Below are 23,309 nucleotides of genomic sequence, written 5' to 3'. Positions count from 1 at the left end.
GGAAGATCGGCCGGTCTCGAGTGGGGGTGAGTGCGTGATCGATCCAACGGGTCCGCTCGCTCTCGCACTGTCGTCGGGATCGATCGGGCAGCTCGTCGCGCCCGATTCGCCCGCTTTCGGCACGCTCGACGCCGCCGCGCGACGCTACGTGCAGCCACTGTCGGTTGCGGTGGTCGGTCGGCGCGGGGTGGGTCGCGACATGATGGCGCGTGCGTTGTGTGAGCGGTTCGGGGTCGCGGCATTCGTGGCCGAGCGTGGGTCGGGCGTGCTCGCCGGAGCCGATCTTCGAGTGCATGTGCTCGCAGGAGCGCCGCGACGTGCCGACCACGACATGCTCGCCGCCTCGCCACGCGAGCGGACCGTCGTCGTCCTCGGAAAGGCCGACACACTCGCAGCCGACGCCGCAGATGGGCTCGTATGCGCCGCGAGTGAGTCACTCGCCAGGCCGGTCGTCGCGGTCTCGCAGTTGTCGGCGTGCGCCAGGGTGTCCGACGACGAGTTCGAGTTCCTCCGCACACTCGCTGCCGACGGTGAGGCGATGCCGGCGATGTCCGGCCACTTTCTCGCGCCCGCACGGCCTCAATTGCAGATGCGCGCCGATCTGATTCGACGCCTCGACGCCGCTGGTATCGGGCGTGCGCTAACTCTTCTGGCCGTCGACGACCCGGCGGCCGCCACCGCAGCGGCACTCACTAGATACTTACGAGCGACAAGCGGATTCGACGCTCTGCGCGACGCGATCGAGACGTGCATGCCCGCGGTCGCTGCCCATCGGGGTGCGCAGGTGCGCGCATCGCTCGAGCTGGCGGCGGCAGCCGGCGCCGACCGCGACAGCGTCGAACGGCTCCTGCGGACGGAAGGTGTGTGACGTGGGCTCCGAGTTGTCGACGCTCGCCGCCGGTCTCGTTCCGCTGTGTCGGGTCGCCGTCGCTGCCGCCGAAGGTGTCGACGTCGAGCCTCTCGTGGAGGCGTGTCGGGCGGTAGCGGCTGAGACAGGGGGTGCTGCAGGTTCGGCCATCGACTTCGTGACGTTCGATCCGAACCGCGACCTCGCGGGCGCCCACGCTGCGGTGCTGGTCATCGATCCGGCATCGGCGGTCGTCGACGACGAGGATCTTGCCGCGCTGCGGGAGCTGACCTCGGCGGTGGAGCATGTCGCTCTGGTCTGTTGCCGCATCGAGTCGTTCTGGGATTGGCCGCGGATCGTGCGTGGATATCGGTCAGAACTCGATCCCGCCGGAGCGCTACCGGTCTTCGCGGTGTCGGCGGCCGCGGCACTCGCGGGCGCCGTCGAGGAGTCGGGGATCGGCGATCTGCTCGACTGGTTCGCGACACCGAACGCCGAGCCCACTGCACGCATCCCGCAACCGAAGACCCCGCAAGCACCGACCCCTGTGGATACCGACGACCGCGTCGACCCCGACGCCTTGGCAATCCGTCGCGCACGATTGCTGGCGCTCAGAGACAGGGGACGGGCGGACCGGCTGGCGTCGCTTCGCGCGGGGATCGTTCGCGTGCGTGCGCAGAGCAGCGCCGACATCACGGCGCGGGTCCGTGCGCTCGTTGCGCGCGCCGAACACCGCGGCGCCGCGACCACCGGCTCCGACGTCGAGGCCGACGCCGCGTGGCTCGACCGCGAGATCGACGGTCTCGTCACCGACCTCGACGCCATCACCGACACCCGACTCGACGCCGTCGCGTCGTCGACCCTCGTCGGACTCGACGTCGACGATCCGCCCGCGCACCGAGACGACGAGCCGATCGTCGCGCGTCGCGATCTGCCGTCCGGGCGACGCACGGGCGAGGACGCGATGCTGCTGCTGATCGGTGCGTCGACGGGTATCGGTATCGGCAGACTCGCGGTCGCGCCGCTGGCCTCGGTGCACACGCTGCAGTGGATCAGCATGCCCGCGGCGCTCCTGCTCGGACTCGCGGTGGCGGTGTGGGTGATCCGGATGCGGCGTGCGGCAACCGTGCGCGCGCAGGTGCGCACCTGGGTCAACGACGTTCTCGCCGACGTCCGTGCCCGGGTTGAACGTCGGGTTGCCATGCAGCTCACCGAGGCGGAATCGCGCATCGGCGGCCAAGTGCTGCGCGCATACGATCGCCAGGGTCGTCGAATCGCCGACGAGGTCGCCGAGATCGATCAACGTCTCAGAGAGCTCCGCGCAGCGGGCGGTGCAGTCAGTGGGGGTAGGCAGTGAACATCGACTCGTTCGACTTCGGAGACGTATCCGGTGAGGAGAACCGGGATTGGGCCGGCCTCACCGAGCCGGGGTCGCAGCCCGATTCGCCCGCCGACAACCTGCTGATGCACGACGACGGCCGCATCTGGGACCTCGGCCCCGCAGACGTCGACACCGACGCAGACGGAGTGCCCGATTCGTTGACTCGCAGTGGTCCCGGGGGCCTGACGGTGTACACCGACAGTGACCACGACGGTCAGGTCGATCGCATCACACAGGTGGGCTCCGACGGCTCGTTCGCCTCCCGAACACTCGACCGCGACACCGGCATCTGGGTCGCCACGGACTCCGGCAGACTCGAGTGAGTGGGTTCGCATAGAGCAGAAAGTCCTGGTGGCAGTGGGTTGCAAGTCCTCGGAAATCCGACATCGGTCACCTTGCAAGCCCCCTCCGGGGTGTGCGAATGTGGCCTATACCGCATCTCGTAACCCCAGGCCCTAGCGCACGCTCGGTCACAGTATCCTGGGGATAAGCAACCCATACGGGGCGGCCAATGCGGGTCGCCACCTCGGAGGAGGAAATATGACCGCCGCCACGATTCCGGGTCTGGAACCCGGCACCGCTCCGACTAAACACGAAGCGCTGTTGGCATGGGTGGCCGAGGTCGCCGAGCTCACTCAGCCCGACCGTGTGGTCTGGTCCGACGGCAGCGACGAGGAGTGGGATCGTCTCACCGCCGAACTCGTCGAGTCGGGCACGCTGCTCAAGCTGAACGAAGAGCACAAGCCCAATTCCTACCTGGCCAAGTCCGATCCCGCCGACGTCGCGCGCGTCGAATCGCGCACCTTCATCTGCTCCGAGCGTGAAGAAGATGCGGGCCCCACGAACAACTGGGTCGCGCCCGACGAGATGCGCGCCACCCTCACGCCCCTCTTCCGTGGCAGCATGCGCGGCCGCACGATGTACGTCATCCCGTTCTGCATGGGCCCGCTCGGCTCCGACGACCCGAAGCTCGGCGTCGAATTGACCGACTCCGCCTACGTCGTGCTCTCGATGAAGATCATGACCCGCGTCGGTCCCGAGGTGCTGCGCCTGCTCGGCGACGACGGCTTCTTCGTCAAGGGCCTGCACTCGGTCGGCGCTCCGCTCGAGCCCGGTCAGGCCGACGTCGCATGGCCGTGCAACCCGAACAAGTACATCACCCACTTCCCCGAGACCCGCGAGATCTTGTCGTACGGATCGGGTTACGGCGGCAACGCGCTCCTGGGCAAGAAGTGCTACGCGCTGCGCATCGCGTCGGTGATCGCGCGTGACGAGGGCTGGATGGCCGAGCACATGCTGATCCTGAAGCTCACCAGCCCGGAGAACAAGGTCTACTTCGTCGCCGCTGCGTTCCCGAGTGCGTGTGGGAAGACCAACCTGGCAATGATCCAGCCGACCATCCCGGGCTGGAAGGCCGAGACCGTCGGCGACGACATCGCCTGGATGCGCTTCGGCGACGACGGCCGTCTCTACGCGATCAACCCCGAGTTCGGCTTCTTCGGTGTGGCACCGGGCACCAGCATGGACTCCAACCCGAACGCGATGAAGACCATCGACGCCGGAAACACCCTGTACACCAACGTCGCCGAGACCGACGACGGCGACATCTGGTGGGAGGGAATCGGAGGCGAGAAGCCTGCGCACCTGACCGACTGGCTCGGACGTAGCTGGACGCCCGACTCGGATGAGCCTGCCGCGCACCCGAATTCGCGCTACTGCACACCGATCTCGCAGTGCCCCTCGCTGGCCGAGGAGTGGGACGACCCCCAGGGTGTGCCGATCTCGGCGATCCTGTTCGGTGGTCGTCGCAAGACCACGGTGCCTCTCGTGACCGAGGCCCGCGACTGGCAGAACGGCGTCTTCATGGGTGCCACGGTCGGCTCCGAGCAGACCGCGGCCGCCGAGGGCAAGGTGGGCACCGTCCGCCGCGACCCGATGGCCATGCTGCCGTTCATGGGCTACCACGTCGGCGACTACTTCCAGCACTGGATCAACCTGGGCAAGAACGCCGATGCGTCGAAGCTCCCGAAGGTCTTCTACGTCAACTGGTTCCGTCGTGGCGATGACGGCCGCTTCCTGTGGCCGGGATTCGGCGAGAACAGCCGCGTGCTGAAGTGGATCATCGGCCGCATCGAGGGCGAGAACGAAGGCGTGCAGACGCCGGTCGGCATCGTCGCGAAGCCGGAGGAGATCGACGTCTCCGGGCTCGACGTCCCCACCGAGGATCTCGAGGCGGCACTCGCCGTCGATCCCGACGAGTGGCGTCGTGAGCTCCCGTTGATCGAAGAACTCTTCGAGTTCGTCGGCGAAAAGCTCCCGACAAGCCTGCAGGATGAGCTCGACGCCCTCAAGCAGCGGCTGGCCTGATCTCACCTTCTGTCACATCTGTAACTGAGGTATCGTTGCCCCCTATGAGTCTTCGCTCGTGGGGGGCAACGGTCGTCTCTGCGCTTTTGGGTACATCAGTTCTCCTCGGCATATCCGGTATGTCCGCCGGAACTGCGCATTCTGCGACGCCGATCATCGCGCGCTACACCGACACTGCTTACGTCAGTGGCGTACCGACGTTCGGAGCGATCTCGGGCATCGATCGGATCGGCGCCAACCGATTCGCGATGATCTCGACCGACGTCGGCCGCGGCGGACCAGCACGCTTCTTCACGAGCCAGTTCAGCTACACCTCGGGTGCCGCGGGCTTCACGTCGAATCCCGGAATCGACGGCGGCGGTGTGCTGCTGGGCCCTGGCAACATTCCGCCGCTGCCGGGTTCGGCACAGTACGAGGGAATCCGCGCCACGAGCGGTGGTTACGTCGTCGTCAGTGGTGGCGACCATCAGTTCGTGCGTCTGCAGAGCGCCGGGCCGGTGGCCACCTACATTCGTGACCTCGGGCTGCCCGCGGCGTGGCGGCCATCGAAGAAGTCGGGTCTTGCCGGTCAGCGTGGACTCACCGGCGTCGCTGTGGGACCACGCGGGCAGATCAGCGTGATCACGGCGGGAGGTCTCCGTCAGGACCCCGCAACGTCGGCGCGGTTGCTGACGTTCGGAAAGACGAACTCCGAGTTCGTGTATCGCACCGATCCGGGTAAGAACGCTGCCGACGTCCTCGCGGTCAACAACACCGACTTCCTCGTCCTCGAGCGCGGTAAAGGCCGCAGCACGGCGATCTACTGGGCGACGACCCGTGGCGCCGATCAGGTCGGCGGGAGGGCCAACCTCTCGGGTGCCGAGAAGCCGATGCCCAAGCAGTCGATCTTCAACACCGACGGCACACCCCGACTCTCGACGGGCAATATGTCGTCGATGGCGTGGGGTAACTGGCAGCCCGATCTGCCGTGGCAGGACTTCCGCACCCGCACTTTGTTCGTCGTCACGAACAACGCCTTCGCCGGGCCGACCAGGGTGCACTCCTTCGAGGTCCAGCTGCCCCGCTGACGCGTCGTCGCGGCAACCCTGAGATCTCAGGGTGTTGTGGGGAAACACTGTAGGGGAATCACCCGATGGCAATGCGGTGCCATTTTTGGCACGGTTAAGCCATGACATCAGAGCAGGGCGCGAGCGCGGGCGCCGAGGATCTCGTCAAAACTTACGGATCAGGTGACACGGAGGTCCACGCACTGCGTGGCGTCACGCTGTCGTTCCGGTCCGGCGAGTTCACCGCCATCATGGGGCCGTCCGGCTCGGGGAAGTCGACCCTGATGCATTGCCTCGCCGGACTCGACGTCGCGACCAGCGGTCACGTCCACATCGGCGACACAGATCTGACGGGCCTGTCCGACAAGAAGATGACGCTGCTGCGACGTGACCGCATCGGCTTCGTGTTCCAGTCGTTCAACCTCGTCCCGACTCTGACCGCCGCTGAGAACATCACGCTGCCGTCCGACATCGCAGGGCGCAAGGTCGACAAGGATTGGTACGACACGGTGATCAGCCGACTCGGTATCGGCGACCGACTCGATCACCTGCCCAGCGAGCTCTCCGGCGGTCAGCAACAGCGTGTCGCCTGTGCGCGTGCACTCGTCGGGAGGCCCGCGATCATCTTCGGTGACGAACCGACCGGAAACCTCGACTCTCGTTCGTCGGGAGAGGTGCTGTCCATCCTGCGTGCGGCGACCGACGAGTTCGGTCAGACCGTCGTCATCGTGACGCACGACCCGCGAGCGGCGTCGTACGCCGACCGCGTCGTCTTCCTCGCCGACGGCAAGATCGTCCGCGAACTACCTCGGCCAACGGCCGACGACGTGTTCGAGGTGATGAAGAACCTCGACGACGTTCCCGCAGGCGATTCCGGCTCGGATGCCGGTGCGACTGCTGATGTGACTGTCGGCGCAGAACTGGGCAAGCACGAATCCGGCTCTGTCGCACCCGAATCCGGCGTCGGCCGGCACGCTGCGGACGCCGGGTCCGGTGCGGATTCGACGCAGGCGGGCTGACACATGGCCTCGTCCTCGGTGATGCGGAAGGTATCGCTGCGCAATCTGGGTGCGCACAAACTGCGACTTGCGCTGACGGTCTTCTCGATCGTGTTGGGTACCGCGTTCGTCGCGGGGTCGATCGTGTTCACGTCGACCATCTCGCAGGCCTTCAACTCGATCTTCGACAACGCCGCACCCGGTGTGTCCGTCGAAGTGACCCCGGAGGATTCGAACTCCGCCGGGGTGTCGAAGTCGGTTGTCGACCAACTGAACTCACAGAAGAAACAGCTCGGTATCGACAAGCTGTCGACCAACTACTCGGGCCTGGTGACCATTGCCGATTCGAGCGGCAAGGCACTGCAAACCGGCGGGGCGCCGAGCATTGGTTCGGCGTACATTCCGCCGAACGAGTCGCTGTCTCCCGACGACGGAAAGCTGCTGCCCGGCGGACGTGCACCGACCGGATACCAGGAAGTGGTCCTCAACGAATCGGCGGCGGAGAAGGGTGATCTCAAGGTCGGTTCGCAGACGAAAGTGGTTGTCGGACAGGGCTCGAGCCAGCCAATGGACGTCACGGTCGTGGGTATCAGCCAGCTCACGGGCGACACCGGCGGATTCGTGAACGTGCAGTTCGAACGCGAAGCGGCAAGCCAACTGCTCTCCGACGGTGAGCATGTCGCGACCGTCGACATGTCCGCCGTCGCGGGCGTCAGCGACACCGAACTGCGCGATCGCGTCCAGAAGCTCCTCGCGTCGGATGCGCTCAAGGTCCGTACCGGCGATCAGGTGCGCCAGGACGAGAAGGACCGCGTTAACCAGTTCCTCACAATCTTCACCGGCATCCTGCTCGCCTTCGCCGCCATCGGTCTGGTGGTCGGCACATTCATCATCTACAACACCTTCTCGATGATTGTGGCGCAACGCAATCGGGAGCTCGCATTGCTGCGTGCGGTGGGTGCCACCGAGCGCCAGGTGTCGCGATCGGTGTTGTTCGAAGCGTTCGTCGTCGGTGTGATCGGTGGACTCGTCGGTCTCGGTGTCGGCATCGGGCTGGCGGCTGCGCTCAAGGCCATCACGTCGTCGACGTCGGGGCTGCCGCAGGCGTCGCTCAACGTGAGTGTGTGGGCGGTACTCGCGGCACTGTTCGTCGGCGTCGTGGTCACGATGGTCAGCGCGTGGGTTCCCGCGGTGCGTGCGGCCCGAGTGCCGCCCGTCGAGGCGATGCGCGCCAGCGACGCCGAGCGCGCGTCGTCGTTGCGAAACCGCACGATCGCAGGAGTGGTGTTCGGTGTGATCGCCGTCGTCGCGATCGTGTGGGGTGCCATGGGGGAGGGCATGCTGCGTGCGATCGTCGTCGGTCTCGGCGCGGGCGCCGCGATTCTGGCGGCCGTACTCGCGGGCCCGGCATTACTGCAGCCCGTCGTCGGTGTGCTCGGACGAGTGATCGGCGCACCCTTCGGGTCGATCGGCTACCTGGCCCGCACCAACGCGATGCGCAATCCACGACGCAGCTCCGCGACAGCCTTCGCGCTGACACTCGGGCTGATCCTCGTGGCTGTGATCGGCACGCTCGGCACATCATTCAAGGGCACCGTCGACACCGCCGTCGACACGGGAATCACCGCCGACTACATCGTGACCGGCACCAACAACCTGCCGATCTCGCCAGCCGTCGCCGAAGCCGTGAAAGGTGTGAAGGGCGTCGAGGATTCGGTCAGTTTCGGTGTGGCGCAGGCGCGGGTCGGCGACACCAAGGTCAGTGGCTTCTCGCCACTCGGCGGCCAGATCAGTTCCGTCACCAACATCGACATGCTCGACGGTGCGTCGGACAGACTCCCGGACAACGGGATGTTCGTCAGCCAGCGAACAAGCAACGACAGGGGCTGGAAGCGTGGTGACACAGTCACTTTCACCTCGTCGCTCGGTCAGCAGGTTCCCACGCGGGTCGACGGCGTGTACGCCGACAACGAGACGTTGCAGCCGTGGCTCGTTGGCAGCAAGGTCTACGAGTCACTGATGCCCGAGCCTGCGCGGATGAGCTTCGGAGTGTTCGTCAAGGCGAAGCCCGGCGTCGACTCGTCAACGCTACGAACAGATCTCGAGAACGCGACCAGTTCGTACCTCACGGTGCAGGTGCAGGATCGTGAACAGTTCAAGAGCAGTGTGTCGCAGCAGATCGACCAGATGCTCGGCGTCCTGTACGCCATGCTCGGGTTGGCATTGGTCATCGCGATCCTCGGCATCGTCAACACGCTGGCGCTGTCGGTGGTGGAGCGACGCCGCGAGATCGGAATGCTCCGAGCCGTCGGCATGGTGCGCGGTCAGGTTCGACGCAGCATCTACCTCGAGTCGGTGTTCATCGCCATATACGGTGCGCTCGTCGGTGTGGTGATCGGCGTGGTCGTCGGGTGGGCGCTGGTGCGCACGCTTGCGCGCTGGGGACTCGGCGATCCGGTCCTGCCGTGGACGCTCATCGTCGTGACCCTGATCGGAGCGGGCGTCGTCGGAGTGCTCGCCGCGCTGTGGCCCGCCAACCGCGCCGCCCGCACCCGACCACTCGAGGCGATCGCCGAGGCGTGAGCGCCGAGCCCGGGCGGCGAGCCCCGGGCGGCGAGCCCGGGCGCGCAGATGTCCAGCGATCCGTATGACGTTCCGCCCGGAATCGGCGCTGACTGTCATACGGATCGAGCTGGCACACGGCGCGGCCTGTTCGCCGAAGCTGTGCTGTCCACAGTGAGAGGTCTTGGACCAGTCCCACATGTGGCGACAGGCGGTTTGGCACAATCGGCGCCATGACGCGACCACCCGAGGACCCGAACGACCCGGCCGAGCACCCGCACACCCGGGCGTTCGACCCCAACGAGGACCCTTCGGCGGGCGGCGACCCGACGGCGCGCACCGAGGCCTACTCGCAGCACGATCCCTACGCCAACCAGCCGTACGGGGACCAGCAGCACTACGGCGACCAGCAGCACTACGGCGACCAGGGCTATCCCGACCAGGGCTACGGCCAGCAGGGCTACCCCGACCAGGGCTACGGCCAGCAGGGCTACGGCAACCAGGAGTACGGCCGGCAGGGCTACGGGAACGAGCAGCAGCCAGGGCAGGACCCCGACTCGTCGGGCGGCGGGAAACGCACCGCGATCCTGGTGGTGGCGATCATCGCGGTCATCGCTCTGATCGCCGTAGTCGCCTATGCGATCATCCGCAGTTCCGGAGGCGACGGCGGCACGGCCGCGACCACCGCGCCCGCGACCACCACGGTGACTACGACACCCACCACGACGACGACCGAGGAAACCACCACCGAGGAGACCACCACCACGACAACACCCGCGCCGGCGGCAGGGGCGGTGACCTACCAGATCACCGGCAACGGCGACGTCGTCGCACTGCGGTTCCGCAAGGGCAACGACTACGAGATCGTCGCGGCGACCGGAACCCCGTGGTCACGGCAGGCCACAGTCACGGGCACCGACGCGGAACTGACCGCAGTCGTCGTGCGTGGCCCGGTGACCTGCAACATCCTTCGCGGTGAGGAACTGCTCGCCTCGGCGACCAGCAACGGCGGCACACTGCGCTGCGCAGCGGGGCTCGGCTGAGCACAGGGGCGCCCAAGCCTCAGCGCGGCTCGAGCACCAGCACCAGGTTCGTGGCCGCAACCTCGCGCACCAGCGGTATGCGCAGCACCCACCACGCCCAGCTCGGCAGGTAGCGCGGGAAGGCCGCGACCAGCCGTGCGCGGCCGCGTCGGGACCGAGCCCACCGCAGACCGTCGTCGGCGGTCACGGCAAACAGCGACGTCCCGAACAGGTTCTTCGGCGGATGCCCGTTGCGCCGCGTGTACCAGCGCGCGGCCCGGGCGCCGCCGAAGTAGTGCCGCAGACCCATCTCGTGTCCACCGAACGGACCCCACCACAGCGTGTAGCTGACGATCACGATGCCGCCGGGACGTGTCACCCGCAGCATCTCGTCGGCCATCTCCCACGGCGCAGGCGTGTGTTCGACGACGTTCGACGAGATGCAGATGTCGATAGAGCCATCGGCGAACGGCAACTCCTGGCCCGACGCCCGCACCGATCCCCGATGTTCCAGACCGCCCGCGTGCATTTCGGACGGGTCGGGTTCCACAGACAGGTACGACGCCCCGCGCTGGCGAAACGCATCGGCGAAGTAGCCGGGACCGCCGCCGACGTCGAGCACCACGGCACCGTCGAGCTCGGCGAAGGCGCCCACGAGGTCGGCGGTGTCGTCGGCGAGGGCGCGGTAGAAGCGGGCGGGATCGGACTGCTCGAAGCGGAAGTCGTTGAGCAGCCCCGCCGCGCGTGCGAGCGTGGCGATTCGGGCCATCCCGGCGTCGGCACGTGTCGTGGTCGAGCCCGCCGTCGAGGAGTCTTTGGTCGTTCTCGGTCGCGGCACGTCGGAGATGCTACCGGGGTGGGTGCGTAGCATTGTCGGCGATGAACACCCCGTCCGACGTCGTGCTGCTGTGCTGGCGCGATACCCGCCACCCCCAGGGTGGAGGCAGCGAAACCTACCTCGAGCGGGTCGGTGCGGAACTCTCTCGACGCGGAATGCGCGTCACCTACCTGACGTCGACGTACCCGGGTGCCTTGCGCACCGAGGACCGCGACGGCATGCGCTTCGTACGCGCAGGGGGTCGGATCACCGTGTATCCGGCGATCCTGGCCGTGCTCCTCGCCGGTCGGCTGGGCTTCGGTCCGCTCGCGGGAGTCTCGCCCGTCGCCATCGTCGACACACAGAACGGCATCCCGTTCTTCGCGACACTGGTCTCGTCGTCGCCGACCATCGTGCTCGTGCATCACTGTCACCGAGAGCAGTGGCCGGTGGCCGGCCGACTCCTCGGCAGACTGGGATGGTTCCTCGAGTCGCGGGTGTCGCCGCGGGTCCACCGTCGCAACCGGTATGTGACGGTGTCGGCGCCGTCGGCGCGCGAGCTCGTCGAACTCGGTGTCGACGACGACCGGATCACCGTGGTGCACAACGGAATCGACCCGACGCCTGACTTGGCGGTGCCGGTACTGCGTGACGATCACGGGCCGGCTCGGCTGTGTGTGCTCTCGCGTCTCGTACCGCACAAGCAGGTCGAGGATGCGCTGCGGGTTCTTGCCGACCTGCACCGCGCGGGTGAGCGTGATGTGCATCTCGACGTCATCGGCGACGGTTGGTGGTCGTCTCGATTGCGTTCGGCTGCAAGCGAACTCGGTGTCGAGCGTCTTGTGACTTTCCACGGGCACGTGTCGAACGAACGCAAGTATCAGGTCCTCGCGGAGGCTGACGTGCACCTGATGCCCTCGCGTAAGGAGGGGTGGGGACTCGCGGTGATCGAAGCGGCACAGATGGGTGTGCCGACCATCGGCTACCGCCACGCCACCGGACTCGCGGAATCGATCGACGACGCCGAGACCGGACTACTGGTCGACGGCGTCGACGAGATGCTCTCCGCCACAAGAAAACTCCTCGACAATCCTGCCGAACGCAACCGCCTCGGAGTGGCCGCACGCGAACGCGCGCAACGTTATTCGTGGTCGGCGACGGCCGACGGCTTCATGTCGGTCTTCGATCAGTCCTCGCGCGGCTGAACCTCACTGCGAGCCCGGCGGCGCCCTAGCGGCCACAGCGTAGCCACACCGCCGCAGATGATCAGCGCAGCCCAAACAAGGTGTGCCGCGTAGGCCGTTACGCGCGCTGCGCTGGAGGCGTCGCCGACGTCGGTCGGGTCGGCGATACGGAACAGGACGAGATCGTGGCCGCGGAAGACGACGTCCGCGCGGTCGGCCAGCGTGGCCGGTACATCGGGTTGAGCTGTGCCCGAGAGATTTTCGACGAGCACCCAGCCGACGCCGAGCCGAGCGAGAGTTATCGGGTCACCACCGGTGCGCAGCGCTTCGGTCACCTGCTGTGCGCGCGGTGTCGCCTCGTCGACGGTCGCGCCGTCGACGACGAGTTCGCCCGATTCGACGACGGGCGCGCGCAGCATGCGTGCGGCCGGATCGAGTGATGGCGAGTCGGTGAAGGGGTACTGCCGCACGGTGCCGGGAGGCCATAGCGCGACGTCGCCCGCGTCGGCGGGAACGAGTTGCGCAACGCGCGCCCAATCGTCGGGATACTGCACCGTCGAGAGTCGTCCGCCGACTCCCCACGCAAGGTCGGGCAGCGGTGCCACCACGAGAAGAACCACCGCCGCGAGCGCGAAACCCGAAGGGACGAGGTCACGTAACCGCCACACCGCGGCAGCGCTCGCCACCGCGACGATAGGCATCACCAGCGCCACGAACTTCGACGAATCGCGCAGCAGCCCACCGCCCGGGATCGCGGAGACGACCCCCGCGAGCGCGCCGCTGCCCGGTCCGAAGGCCGTGATCGCCAGACCAACAACCACCACAACACCGAGCACGGCCAGCGCTCGTACGAGGGGAGCGTCGACAAGCAGTTCGCGCCTGCGCCACAACGTGATCGACCCGACCCCGACGACTGCGATCAGGCAGACCGTCGCGACCGCTGCCCACCAGAACGTGCGGCTCGCAGGTGCGGCGTCGGCGTTCCAGATACCGCTGAGACCCAGCACAGTTCCGAGCGGTCCGAGCCCTGGTTCGGACCGTAACCCGAAGGCGCGCACCCCCGCAGTGCCGTCCGTCGAGGTCGACGCAGAGGTCAGCAGCGCGGCCACCAGCCACGGCAGCGCCGACAACACCCACGCCGCCAGCACCCCGATCAGCGGCCGCGCGCGGACGCAGACCACTGCAACCACGAGGCCGAAAAGTGAACCGCTCGGCGTGAATCCGGCGACGGCGAGAAGTGCCGCCAATACACACCAGCGGCGCATCGACGCTGTGTCACGGTATTGCGCAGCGGCCAGCGCGATCCATCCCAGCGCGCCGTACCCGACGAGAAGCCCCCAGTGGCCCTGGAGAAGTCGTTCTGCGACAAAGGGATTCCACAACGAGACGATCGTGGCCGCGACGGCGCCGGTCCGGCCGGCGCCGGGTACGAGATGCGCCGCAAGTCTGCCGTATCCGACGCCGCCTACGGTCAGTGCCGCGAACAGGATTGCCGTGACGAGGAATCCGCCGTCGACCACCGAACTCCCCAGTGCCACAGCCCAATCCTGCGGAACGGCACGCGGTGGTAGGTCGCCGATCCCCAACGTCGTGTCGGTCACGTACGACCGGGGCGTCGACACCGCGTCGCGGTAGAGCAGATATCCCGGGCGCAGCAGCGGACCGAGGATCAGCGCGGTCAACGCTGCGCTGATCACCCAGAGCGTCGGCAGCAACCGGTGCATGGCGTGCCGTGTGATCTGGGTCCGGTGATCTGAGTCCGGCGAACTCAGTAGTGGTAGGTGTCCGACGGTGCCGACGCGTGCCCGGGATCGACCTCGTACTCCGTGCCGGTCACCCCGTACGCGCGGGCGAGGTCGAGGATCTTGGTCGCGCGGGCGATGCGGGGAAGGTCGGAGCCGTTGCGGATCTCGCCGCCGTCGGCCTCGAACTCGGCGAAGAACTCTTTCGCCCAGGTGATCTCGTCGATCGACGGTGTGAGGCCCTCGTTCACCGGAGCGCACTGATCAGGTGTCAGACAGATCTTGCCGGTCATGCCGAATTCGACGCTGACGGCCGTCGCCTCACTGAGCTTGAGTGCGCTCGATCCCACCGTGGGGCCGTCGATGGCGCTGGGTAGGTGTGCCGCCTTCGCCGCGATGGTGAACCGCGAGCGCGCGTACGCCAGGGTCATCGGGTTGTCGCCGAAGCCGGTGTCGCGGCGGAAGTCTCCGATACCGAACGCCAGCCGGAAGGTGCCCTTCGCCGACGCGATCTCACTGATGCGTTCGAGCCCGCGTGCCGTCTCGACCAGTGCGACGATCGGCACGTCGGGGAGCCGCTTGGCGGTCTCGGTGACGTGGTCGACGGACTCGACCATCGCGAGCATCACGCCGCCGATCGGGGTCTTCGAGAGCGCCTCGAGGTCGTCGGCCCACCACGGCGTACCGAAGCCGTTGACACGCACCCAGTCGCCTGCGCCGCCGGGAAGGGGGTTGCCGTCGGGGCCGGAGCCGGGATCGCTGGTCAACCATTGGACGACGTTGTCGCGCGCGGTGAGCTTGTCCTTGGGAGCGACCGCATCCTCGATATCGAGCACGACGATGTCGGCGCGCGACCGCGCAGCGTGTGCGAATCGATTGTGCTGGGCGCCGTTGACCAACAGCCAGCTACGCGCGAGAACCGGGTCGATGCGAAAGCCGACGTCGGTGCTCTCGACGTCGGTCTGCGTGTTCTGGTCATACATCGCTGTCTATCGTTTCACACCGGAGAGGCACACTTGACCACATGGTGCGTTCCCCCGTCGTCGATGCAGTCGGGTGGGTTGCTGTCGGTTCGATGCTCGCGAACGTCTGCGCGTACGCGGTCCATCTCGGTGCTGGCCGCTGGTGGCTGACGCCCGCGGAGTACGGCGAACTGGCCGTCGCGCTCTCGGCACAGTTGGTGCTCACCGTTCCCGCGCTCGCGCTGCAGGCCGTGGTTGCGCGCGAAGTCGTTCATGGCCGCGATGACCTGCGGATACGTACTCTCACCATGCGGTGTGCGCTCGCCGTCGCGGTACTTGCGGTCATCGCCGTCCCGGTCGTATCCGCGGTCGCGTCGACGTCGTGGACGCTTACCGCGGCAGGGCTGGCGGCCGCGCCGCTGCTGACCGTCGTCGGCGGTGGTCAGGGTGTGCTGCAGGGGCGTCGACGATTCCGAACGCTCGGGGTCGTCCTCGCGGCGGTCGGGGTGGTGCGCGCTGCTCCGACGATCGCGGCACTGGCCGCGGGCGCCGGACCGGCAGGAGCGCTGCTCGCCGGAGCGGTGGGGACCGCCGTCGCCGCTGCGGTCGTGTGGGGCCTTGCCCGTGCGCGCATGCCTGCCGGGAGCACGGCTGGTGCCGGACTGCCGGGTGCCGGCCTGTCGACCGTCGTCCGGGCGTCGCAGGTGCAACTGGTGCTCGTCGTCGCGGTCTCGCTCGACGTGCTGCTCTCGCGCACCGTCCTCGACCCGCGTGATGCGGGCGTCTACGCCTTCGGTGCCATCGCGACGAAAGTGGCCTTCTGGTTGCCACAGGCGGTCGGCGTTGTCTTTTATCCGCAACTCGCCGACCCGGCGTCGTCTGGTCGGTCACTGCGGCAGGCAGTCGGGGTGGTTGCCGCGATCGGGTTGGTGATCACGGTGCTCGGCGCCCTCGCCGGCCCACTGCTGCCCACGCTTATCGGCGACGACTATCGGGAGTTGACCGACCTGCTCGGACTGTTCGCCTACACCGGCGCGGCGTTCGCGGTGCTACAGGTTGCCCTGCTCGCGGCCATTGCGCACGACCGCACCCGCATTTCGATCCTCGCCTGGCTCTTCCTTGCCATGGAGGCGGCCGCGATCCTTCTGCTCGGGCACAGCGTGATGCGGCTCGCGGTGATCGCCGCTGTCGCCGCGACAGTCTCCGCGGTCACGACGACTCTTGTGGCCCTTAAGGTTTCGCATCGGACTCCGGATCGTCGTGTGTCCGACGGTGCGGTTGGTCGTCGTGCCTCCGACGACGAGGCGGGCGATCGTCGACCCAGCGCTGCCACCGACCCGGGAACGTGAGCAGCGCACCCGCGATCAGCGCCAGCGCACCGACGATTCCCGCGATCAGGGGCACCACGCGCCCCCAGATCGTGACGGGCCCGGCGAGCGACGCCGCGTCGTCGGCCATCGCGCGCTGCGTCGAGCCGTCGAAGCCGAACGTCGCGCGCAGGTTGGTGAGCGCGACACCCGAGTCTGCGACACCCGAGTCTGGGCCTTGAGATCCATCAGAACCGGCAACGCGATAGGTCTGTTCGACGTCGACGCGTTCGTCGAGGATCACGCCGGTCGCGGCGTCGACCGAGATGTCCCACTTAGCCCGATGGTGCAGGGTCGCGGTGAGTTGTCGGTTCGGGTCACCGTCGGTGATGCCGAACCACGACGCCGGTCGCGTGATGCGCGTGGCCGGGGTGCCCGAGGGCGTGCCCGAGCCAATGGCGGCGAGGTCGGTGTCGGGGATCTCGGCGCGGTACCGGATCGCGGTACGGCCGCCCACCTGCGACTCCCCGGCGTCGACGAGTGGCACGGTTCGACGCGTGGTGACGTCGAAGTACCGGGCGCCCGACGTCGGCGGATCGAAGGGCAGCACGTAGGTGTAGCCACGACGATCCGACGCCTGGACCGGCGCGGAGTTGCTGTCGTACTGAATCTCGGAGTTGCCCCGCGTTCCGCCGACGGCCCCGAGGTCGGGCAGCGCCGAGCGACGGTTCAGCGTGACGCGGTCCCGGACAGCCGACACCGTCGGCGACGTGCACGCGTCGGCGCCCTCGGTGGGCGCGACCTCGCTGCCCGGTCGAGCGGCGTCGGACTCGGATTCCTTCCCGTCGAGCCAGATGCGGTCGGCCTGCACCGATGCGCCTGCCTGCAGTGTGACCCGTCGTGCATCGGCGGGACGCACCGCGACGACACGTTGCTGGCGTACGAGCGTCGCGTCGAGGACACGTGCGCGCGGTGTGTTCAGCGAGCATCGGTCGAGGATCTGCGCGTGCTCGTCGTCGGACATTCCGGCCGTCGACACCGTTGTCTGATCGGTGCTGAGCGGGATGGTGCGGAGGCGATCGACGAACAGCGTCGGCAACGCGATGGTCACCGCGATCAGGAATGCGCCGAGAAAGATGAGGGTCGGCCCGATGAGATCGGCCGTGCTGAATCGGCTCGCGGTCGGGGCGCCCGGGGTGGGTGAACTCGGGGTCCGGGCCTGCGACATGGGCACGACACTACTGTTCGGGTGCTGTTCGCCTGTCGGGTGCCGGTTCGGTGGCCGCATACGCGTCGTGCGAAGGTCCGTATCCTGGGCTGGTGCCAGAGCCATCGACGACGCAGATCACCTCGTCGTCGAGTGGCCCGGCGCGCAGGTTCTTTCCGCAGTTGGAGGGCATGCGTGCGGTTGCTGCACTCGGGGTGCTCACCACGCACGTAGCGTTCCAGACGGGTGCCGTCGCGTTGCCGGGGATCGGCCCGATCCTGGGCAGACTCGATCTCGCCGTCGCACTGTTCTTCGCGCTGTCGGGGTTTCTGCTGTGGCGGCCGTGGGTGGCGAGCGCGCACGGCTGGTCGGGTGCGGGCCGGTCGGATCACGCGGCGCACCCGCCGATACGCCGCTACCTGCGTCACCGTGTGGTGCGCATCTGGCCCGCCTACCTCGTGGTCGTGGTCGTCGTGTTGACTCTGCTGCCCGAAGCGCAGGGCGCCGACGCGACGGTGTGGTTCGCCAATCTGACGCTCACGCAGGTGTTTGTCCCGCTGTCGCTGACCGCGGGCCTGACCCAGATGTGGAGTCTCTCGGTCGAGGTCGCGTTCTACCTGCTCCTCCCGATTCTGGGATTCGCGTTGTTCGCACTGCGCGGCCGCAGCGTGTCCGCCCGCATCCCGGTGCTGGTCGCGCTCGGCGTGGTGAGCCTGACCTGGGGGTGGATCGCCGAACTCCTTCCGACACCCGACGGCGTCGAGCCGACGAACTGGGTGGTCGGGCATCTTCCGTGGTTCATCGCTGGATTGGTGCTCGCCGAGGTGGCGGGTGCCGACGAACTGGGCCAGCCGACTCGCTTCACACGGGTTGTCGCCGCGGTCGGCGCACGACGCAGACTGATGCTCGTCGTGTTCGTCGTCGCGTATGGACTGGCGTGCACACCTCTCGCGGGACCGACGGGACTCGGAGATCTCGAGCCGTGGCAGTTCGCCGTGAAGACCACGCTGGGGGCGATCTGCGGTTTCACGCTGCTCGCGCCGCTGATCTGCTCGGATGGTCGGGCGGGGGTGCTGTCCCGGCTGTCCGACCGACCGTTCCCGTTCCTCACCTCGCCGGTGATGCTCGCGCTCGGGCGGTGGTCGTACGGCATCTTCATCTGGCATGTGGCCGTGCTCGCGGTGGTGTTCGGGCTGTTCGGGATCGTCCCGTTCACCGGCCACACCGCGGTGGTCTGGATCATCACCGCGGTTCTCAGTATCGGGATTTCGGCGGCGAGTTACGCGTTCGTCGAGGAGCCGTCGCGCAACTGGCTGCGCTCTCGGGAAGCGCGGCGCCGCGGAGTGACACCTGCCGCGCGCAGCCAGCGGGACAGCGCGTCTCGCGACGACTCCGGCACAGCAGAGACGAGTGCCGACCAGACGGTGCTCGCGACCGCGACGAACGCGGGAAGCTGAACCCACCAAGCGAATCCGTTGTATCCGGACTCGGCGTGCCACGGCGCCGCCGCGAGTCCGATCGTCGCCGCCAGCATCGCGACGAATGTCAGTACCACCCGCGCTCGCGGGCTCAGTGCCGCAACGGTTGCGCCGCCGACGACGGAGATCGCAAGGCCCCACCATCCCGTCAGTAGCCAGGAGGCGGCCAGCCAGCCGACACCCGCACATGCACACGCCGCGAGCGGCGTCGACGACTCGACGGTCGGCTCGGGCGCCTTGTCGGGGTCTCGTCGAGTGCGAATCGGCCACAGGGCAAGCGCGAAAAGCAGTGCGAGCAAGACGAATCCGATGAGCAGCGCCCAGCGGTACGGAGTGTCGTAACGGAACTCGAGAGAGACGGTTCCCGACGCTCCGGCCGGAACCTCCCACCCCTGCTGCCAGCCGTTCACGACGACCGGCCGCAGCTCGGTGCTTCCCGACCCAGCGCTTCCCGACCCGGTGCCTCCCAGGCGCGCAACCCATCCGGGATTCTCGTTCTCGGGCACGACGAGGAGCCGCGCGGCGTCCGCGGCGTCGACCTGTACCGAACGCGACGTCGACGACCACGTGACGACGCGCGGCATCTCGCTTGAATGTGGCTGTGTAGCAGTGCTGTTCGACGACGCTGGTGTGCCATAGCCGCCGCCGGCGTCGAGTCCGACGGTGTTGACAGTGAAAGCGTTGCCGGGATTCGCCGACAGTTCCTGCTCGCCCGCACCGAGACGCATGGTCGGCGTGCAGGGCGTCGCGATCACCGGTTCACCTCGGCGAAGTGCTCCGGCGGTGGTCTGGATCTTCATTCCGGTTACCTGACCCGACACCGTGATCCCCACGCCGCCGTCGCATCCGACGGAGATCGGGCGTTCGTCGTCGAGTGGCGGTGCTTGCGGGGCGGGTTCTACCTTCACCTCGGCTATCCCGGTCGGTGCGACGCTGGTGAACCCAAGGCTGTTGACGTCGATGAGGTCTCGCCGTGCAAGCACTGTCAGCGAAATACGATCGGTGACTGCGGGATTCAGCTCGACGACGCCGTCACTTCCGACCGTGCGTTCCTGTGGGCCGGTTCCGAGGTCGATCGACACGCGTGTCGGTGCCGCGGGATAGTCGCGCGGCAGCACGAGGCGCAGACGATCGACGCGTTGCGGCGTGGGCAGCGAAATGTCGAGTCGGGGGCGGGACTTACGGCCGGGCTTGTCACCGTCCTTGTCATCGTCGCGTGCGGTCCACACGGTTGTCGGATCGCCGTCGACCGCCGCCTGCGCGGAGCCTCTCGTATCCGACACCGACGACGGGCCACGTGCTGTCACGGTTCCCGGACGAGCAAGTAGCGCGTCGAGTACGTCGCCCGGCTTCGGCCTGAGCACCATCACTGGTGCGACGGTGGTCGGCTGTGGCACCGACAGCGCGCGCGTCATGACCCCGGGCGTCTCGGGTGAGAGGCCGAGTCCGCCAGCGCATCTCACGACATCGGTGGCAGGATCACCCGGGGTGTTGTCGAGCAGACAGCTCGAGCGACCCGAGAGTTCTTGGGAGAGGACCCAACTCGATACCTTCGTATCCGACTGCAGTGTCGGCAGCACCACGCGGTGGCGAATGGTGAGCGGTATGCCCGACGAGAGGTCGGTGAGTGCGACCTCGCCGAGCGCGAACTGGTTTCCGGCAGAGCCATTCTCGGTACTGATGGCGCGGATCTGAATCCAGCGGGTCGGGCCGCTGGGCACGGTCACCGTCACCGGCTTGTTCGGCTCGACACCCTGCGCGACGGTCGTGCCCGCCTCGGTGGTGACCAGAATCGACGACACGTCCTCGCCGAGCGCCTTCGCGGTGGTGAGCCGGACGGCGAGATCGCTTCGCGGACGGGTGAAATCGATGCGCATCCACTGTCCGACCGCAGACGACAGCCCGCTGCTTGCCCACGCCGTCGACGCGTCGCCGTCGAACGCGGCGGCAGGCGAACTCGCGGGCGACGTCTGGCCCGGCTGGGTGGCGTCCGACGCCGAGCCCGACGTGGAGACCGATACCTCGCCGGGCGCGTTGTCGAGAAGCCACTGTCCCTCTACGAGGGGCTGGCCGTCGACCGGGTAGTCGGGCGCGGCGTTCTGGGTTCGGCGTGCATCGCCGGGTGCCCGGATGGCCGAGCTGTGGTCGTCGACGCGGCCGAAGTCGGTTTCGCGGTCGGCCGGGGTATCGGTGACCACGAGCGGGGCGTCGCCCAGACCTGCGCGGGTGGCGTCGGATTCGAGGAGCGACGGGCCGAGTGGTGGCATTCCGAGTCGTGCGCGCAGATCTTGCACCGCGGCAATCGATTCCGGGCCGCCCGAGATGCGGGTTGCGGTCGAGGTGTCGGTCAGTATCGGACCGGTGCCCGGGAACGACGCGGCGTCGGGGTTGCCGCTGTGGTCGACCGCGAAGATCTGAATGGCGGGCATGTCGGGTCGTAACCCGTTGTCTCGCACAACACCTCGCGCAGACGGTGGGCCGACCCGCGGGCCGAACGTAGCGACACGGCGGAGACCCGGGGAACCCGTGAGCGTCTGTTGGGCTAGCAGGGGGCGGGCCGACCGTGATGTCTCCGGGTCGAGATCGGCTCGTAGAACAACGAAGTCGATGCCCTGACCGGCGAGAGTCGCGGCAAGTCCTGGCGAGGGGCGCCCGGCTGCGATGTCGCGTTGTACGGAGTCCATGGCGCGGATCGCCCCCGGCGGTGTCAGGGGTATCGCATCGCGTACCGCCCACGGCGTCGTCGACAGCGGTTGGAGCGGTTCGTCGCGGGTGAGTCCCCAGAGCTGATCGGCGAACGGGGCACCGGGCACCACGAGCGCCCGCCCGGGATGCGCTGAGTTGCTGGGATTGTTGCCGTCTGGGTCATCTCCGTCGGCATGGTCGCGCAGCCAGTCGGCGGTTTGCTGCCAGTATCCGGGGATCGCGCGGTAGGTGCCGTCCGGGGCCAACTGCCCGGTCCACACCAGCGAGCCCGCACCGATCAGGGCGACGACGAGGACCATGGTCGCGGCGACCGGACGCGAACGCTCGGGATGGGCGAACGCGGAGAACGTCTCCCGCGCCGACGCCGTGCTCGGAAGTGGCACGCGGGCGAGAAGATGCGCGAACCCGAGGACCAGCGGGATTCTGATGAACGGCTCGAACTTGTGGATGTTGCGGAGGAAGGCGCCGGGACCGTCGAGGAAGGCGCGGATCGGTTCGGCGATCGGCGACCCCAGGCCGCCCGCGTAGCCCACGCACATCAGGACGAGGCCGACGACGAGGATGGTGACCCAGCGTCCTCGAAACGGCATGCGGCGCATGCACAGTCCGGCAAGTCCCGCTGCCGCCAGTGTCCCGGTGGCGAGTACCGCCGCGGGTTGCGTCGTCAGCACAGCGCCCGCCACGCGCTCGGGCGAGACGAATGGCGTCCACGAACTGGTCCCGCGCAGCACCTCCGTGAGCGACGTCCATTCCGTTGTCACGCGCGAGGATTCGATGAAGTCGAGGAATGGGGGCGACACGCGCGACAGGATCAGCAGCGGCACCACCCACCACGCGCACGCGAGCACCAGCGCGCCCGCCCACGCGACGCCGAAGCGCAGGCCACGGCGAGTGGTCTCGACTCGGGTGCTCGCTTCGCTCGCGCCCGGCTCGACCAGCGGGTGGCCCTTCCCGCTGATTGAGCCCCGACCGCTGATTGAGCTTGTCGAAATCACCCACCACACCACGGCGACGCCGAGCGCGGCGAGGGTGGCCACGGCGTTCACCGCACCCATCAGCGCCACCGCAACCGCCGACCGGCACGCGTCGCGCCACAGCGGGTACGGCGACGGCCGTTCGGCGTCGAGCGCTCGCACCACCGGGATCAACACCCACGGTGCGAGCATCATCGGCAGTGTCTCCGACGAGATCGAGCCAAGCGTCGTCAACACTCGTGGGCTCAGGACAAAGACCAGTGCGGCCAGCATCCGGGAACCCGGTGAGCCGATCCGCAGCAGTTCGGCGAGACGCACGATTCCCACGAATCCGACGGTCAGCAGGATGGCCCACCACAGACGCTGGGTGATCCACGGAGGAATGTGCGCCAACTCGCCGACGGCAAAGAACGCACCATGCGGGAAGAAGTAGCCGTACGCCTGGTTCTGTACCTGGCCCATCGGAGCGGTCGGCGTCCACAGATGAGCGGCCCGTGCCAGGAAGCCGAGAGGGTCGGCGGTGAGGTCGAGTTTGGTGTCGGCGGAGATTCGCCCCGGCGACTGCAGCAGGCTGACGATCAGCGCGACACCGAAGACGATGCCGACGCCGCGTCGACTCATTGTCCGATCCGCCGAGTGGGCTTCACCAGCCGAGCGGGCCTTACCAGCCGAGCGGTCGGGGGACCTCAGATGCCGCGTGATTCGATGC

The 23,309-nt window shown here is 67.8% G+C and carries 15 protein-coding genes and 1 pseudogene; 11 read left to right on the top strand and 5 right to left on the bottom strand.

What is annotated here, in order from left to right; translation table 11 throughout:
• Positions 1-34: 34 nt before the first annotated feature.
• From A5788_RS21470 to A5788_RS21435, 8 genes are all read left to right on the top strand, one after another.
• A complete protein-coding gene (locus A5788_RS21470) occupies positions 35-868 on the top strand; it encodes a hypothetical protein (RefSeq protein WP_064866378.1) in 834 nt (277 codons plus the stop codon).
• 1 nt (position 869) lies between these two features.
• Complete coding sequence (locus A5788_RS21465; protein WP_064866380.1) at positions 870-2,204, top strand: hypothetical protein; 1,335 nt, start codon at positions 870-872, stop codon at positions 2,202-2,204.
• Positions 2,201-2,551 (top strand): DUF6802 family protein, encoded by a 351-nt coding sequence (locus tag A5788_RS21460; RefSeq protein ID WP_064866382.1) that lies wholly within the window; start codon positions 2,201-2,203, stop codon positions 2,549-2,551. The genes A5788_RS21465 and A5788_RS21460 overlap by 4 nt, the downstream gene beginning before the upstream one ends.
• A 217-nt stretch (positions 2,552-2,768) precedes the next feature.
• Entirely contained in the window at positions 2,769-4,595 is a 1,827-nt protein-coding gene (locus A5788_RS21455; RefSeq protein ID WP_049700356.1) for a phosphoenolpyruvate carboxykinase (GTP), read from the top strand.
• A gap of 44 nt (positions 4,596-4,639) precedes the next feature.
• Complete coding sequence (locus A5788_RS21450) at positions 4,640-5,662, top strand: esterase-like activity of phytase family protein (RefSeq protein ID WP_064866384.1); 1,023 nt, start codon at positions 4,640-4,642, stop codon at positions 5,660-5,662.
• Positions 5,663-5,763: 101 nt separating this feature from the next.
• Positions 5,764-6,660 carry an ABC transporter ATP-binding protein gene (locus tag A5788_RS21445; protein ID WP_064866386.1) on the top strand — a complete coding sequence of 299 codons (897 nt, stop codon included), beginning with the start codon at positions 5,764-5,766 and terminating at the stop codon, positions 6,658-6,660.
• A 3-nt stretch (positions 6,661-6,663) separates the two neighbouring features.
• Positions 6,664-9,222: an ABC transporter permease gene (locus tag A5788_RS21440; RefSeq protein ID WP_064866388.1), complete on the top strand. Its 2,559-nt coding sequence runs from the start codon at positions 6,664-6,666 to the stop codon at positions 9,220-9,222.
• Between the two features lie 212 nt (positions 9,223-9,434).
• A complete protein-coding gene (locus tag A5788_RS21435; protein WP_064866390.1) occupies positions 9,435-10,244 on the top strand; it encodes a hypothetical protein in 810 nt (269 codons plus the stop codon).
• 19 nt (positions 10,245-10,263) lie between these two features.
• Here the strand turns inward: A5788_RS21435 and A5788_RS21430 are convergent, their stop codons facing one another.
• Positions 10,264-10,992 carry a class I SAM-dependent methyltransferase gene (locus A5788_RS21430; RefSeq protein ID WP_064866420.1) on the bottom strand — a complete coding sequence of 243 codons (729 nt, stop codon included), beginning with the start codon at positions 10,990-10,992 and terminating at the stop codon, positions 10,264-10,266.
• A 110-nt stretch (positions 10,993-11,102) separates the two neighbouring features.
• Between A5788_RS21430 and A5788_RS21425 the strand changes: the two genes are divergently transcribed.
• The gene (locus A5788_RS21425) at positions 11,103-12,245 is read left to right on the top strand and encodes a glycosyltransferase family 4 protein (RefSeq protein ID WP_064866392.1); all 1,143 of its coding nucleotides are present in this window, start codon (positions 11,103-11,105) and stop codon (positions 12,243-12,245) included.
• Here the strand turns inward: A5788_RS21425 and A5788_RS21420 are convergent.
• Complete coding sequence (locus tag A5788_RS21420) at positions 12,227-13,948, bottom strand: hypothetical protein (protein WP_064866394.1); 1,722 nt, start codon at positions 13,946-13,948, stop codon at positions 12,227-12,229. The genes A5788_RS21425 and A5788_RS21420 overlap by 19 nt on opposite strands.
• Positions 13,949-13,992: 44 nt before the next feature.
• A complete protein-coding gene (locus tag A5788_RS21415) occupies positions 13,993-14,949 on the bottom strand; it encodes an HpcH/HpaI aldolase/citrate lyase family protein (RefSeq protein ID WP_064866396.1) in 957 nt (318 codons plus the stop codon).
• Between the two features lie 41 nt (positions 14,950-14,990).
• On the opposite strand from A5788_RS21415, the gene A5788_RS23640 reads away from it, so the two are divergent.
• Positions 14,991-16,277 (top strand): lipopolysaccharide biosynthesis protein, encoded by a 1,287-nt coding sequence (locus A5788_RS23640; RefSeq protein ID WP_156525577.1) that lies wholly within the window; start codon positions 14,991-14,993, stop codon positions 16,275-16,277.
• Here the strand turns inward: A5788_RS23640 and A5788_RS21400 are convergent.
• Complete coding sequence (locus tag A5788_RS21400; RefSeq protein WP_064866398.1) at positions 16,159-17,463, bottom strand: DUF3068 domain-containing protein; 1,305 nt, start codon at positions 17,461-17,463, stop codon at positions 16,159-16,161. The genes A5788_RS23640 and A5788_RS21400 overlap by 119 nt on opposite strands.
• A 170-nt stretch (positions 17,464-17,633) precedes the next feature.
• Between A5788_RS21400 and A5788_RS23635 the strand changes: the two are divergent.
• Positions 17,634-18,707: pseudogene (locus A5788_RS23635) on the top strand (acyltransferase family protein); the annotation flags it as partial.
• A 14-nt stretch (positions 18,708-18,721) separates the two neighbouring features.
• Here A5788_RS23635 and A5788_RS24635 read toward each other — a convergent pair.
• Positions 18,722-23,221 (bottom strand): alpha-(1->3)-arabinofuranosyltransferase, encoded by a 4,500-nt coding sequence (locus tag A5788_RS24635; protein WP_064907316.1) that lies wholly within the window; start codon positions 23,219-23,221, stop codon positions 18,722-18,724.
• Positions 23,222-23,309: the final 88 nt, after the last annotated feature.

Origin of the sequence: Gordonia sp. 852002-50816_SCH5313054-c (assembly GCF_001665925.1) — a bacterium.
Taxonomy (GTDB): domain Bacteria; phylum Actinomycetota; class Actinomycetes; order Mycobacteriales; family Mycobacteriaceae; genus Gordonia; species Gordonia jacobaea.
This window is presented reverse-complemented; position numbering and strand designations above follow the sequence as displayed.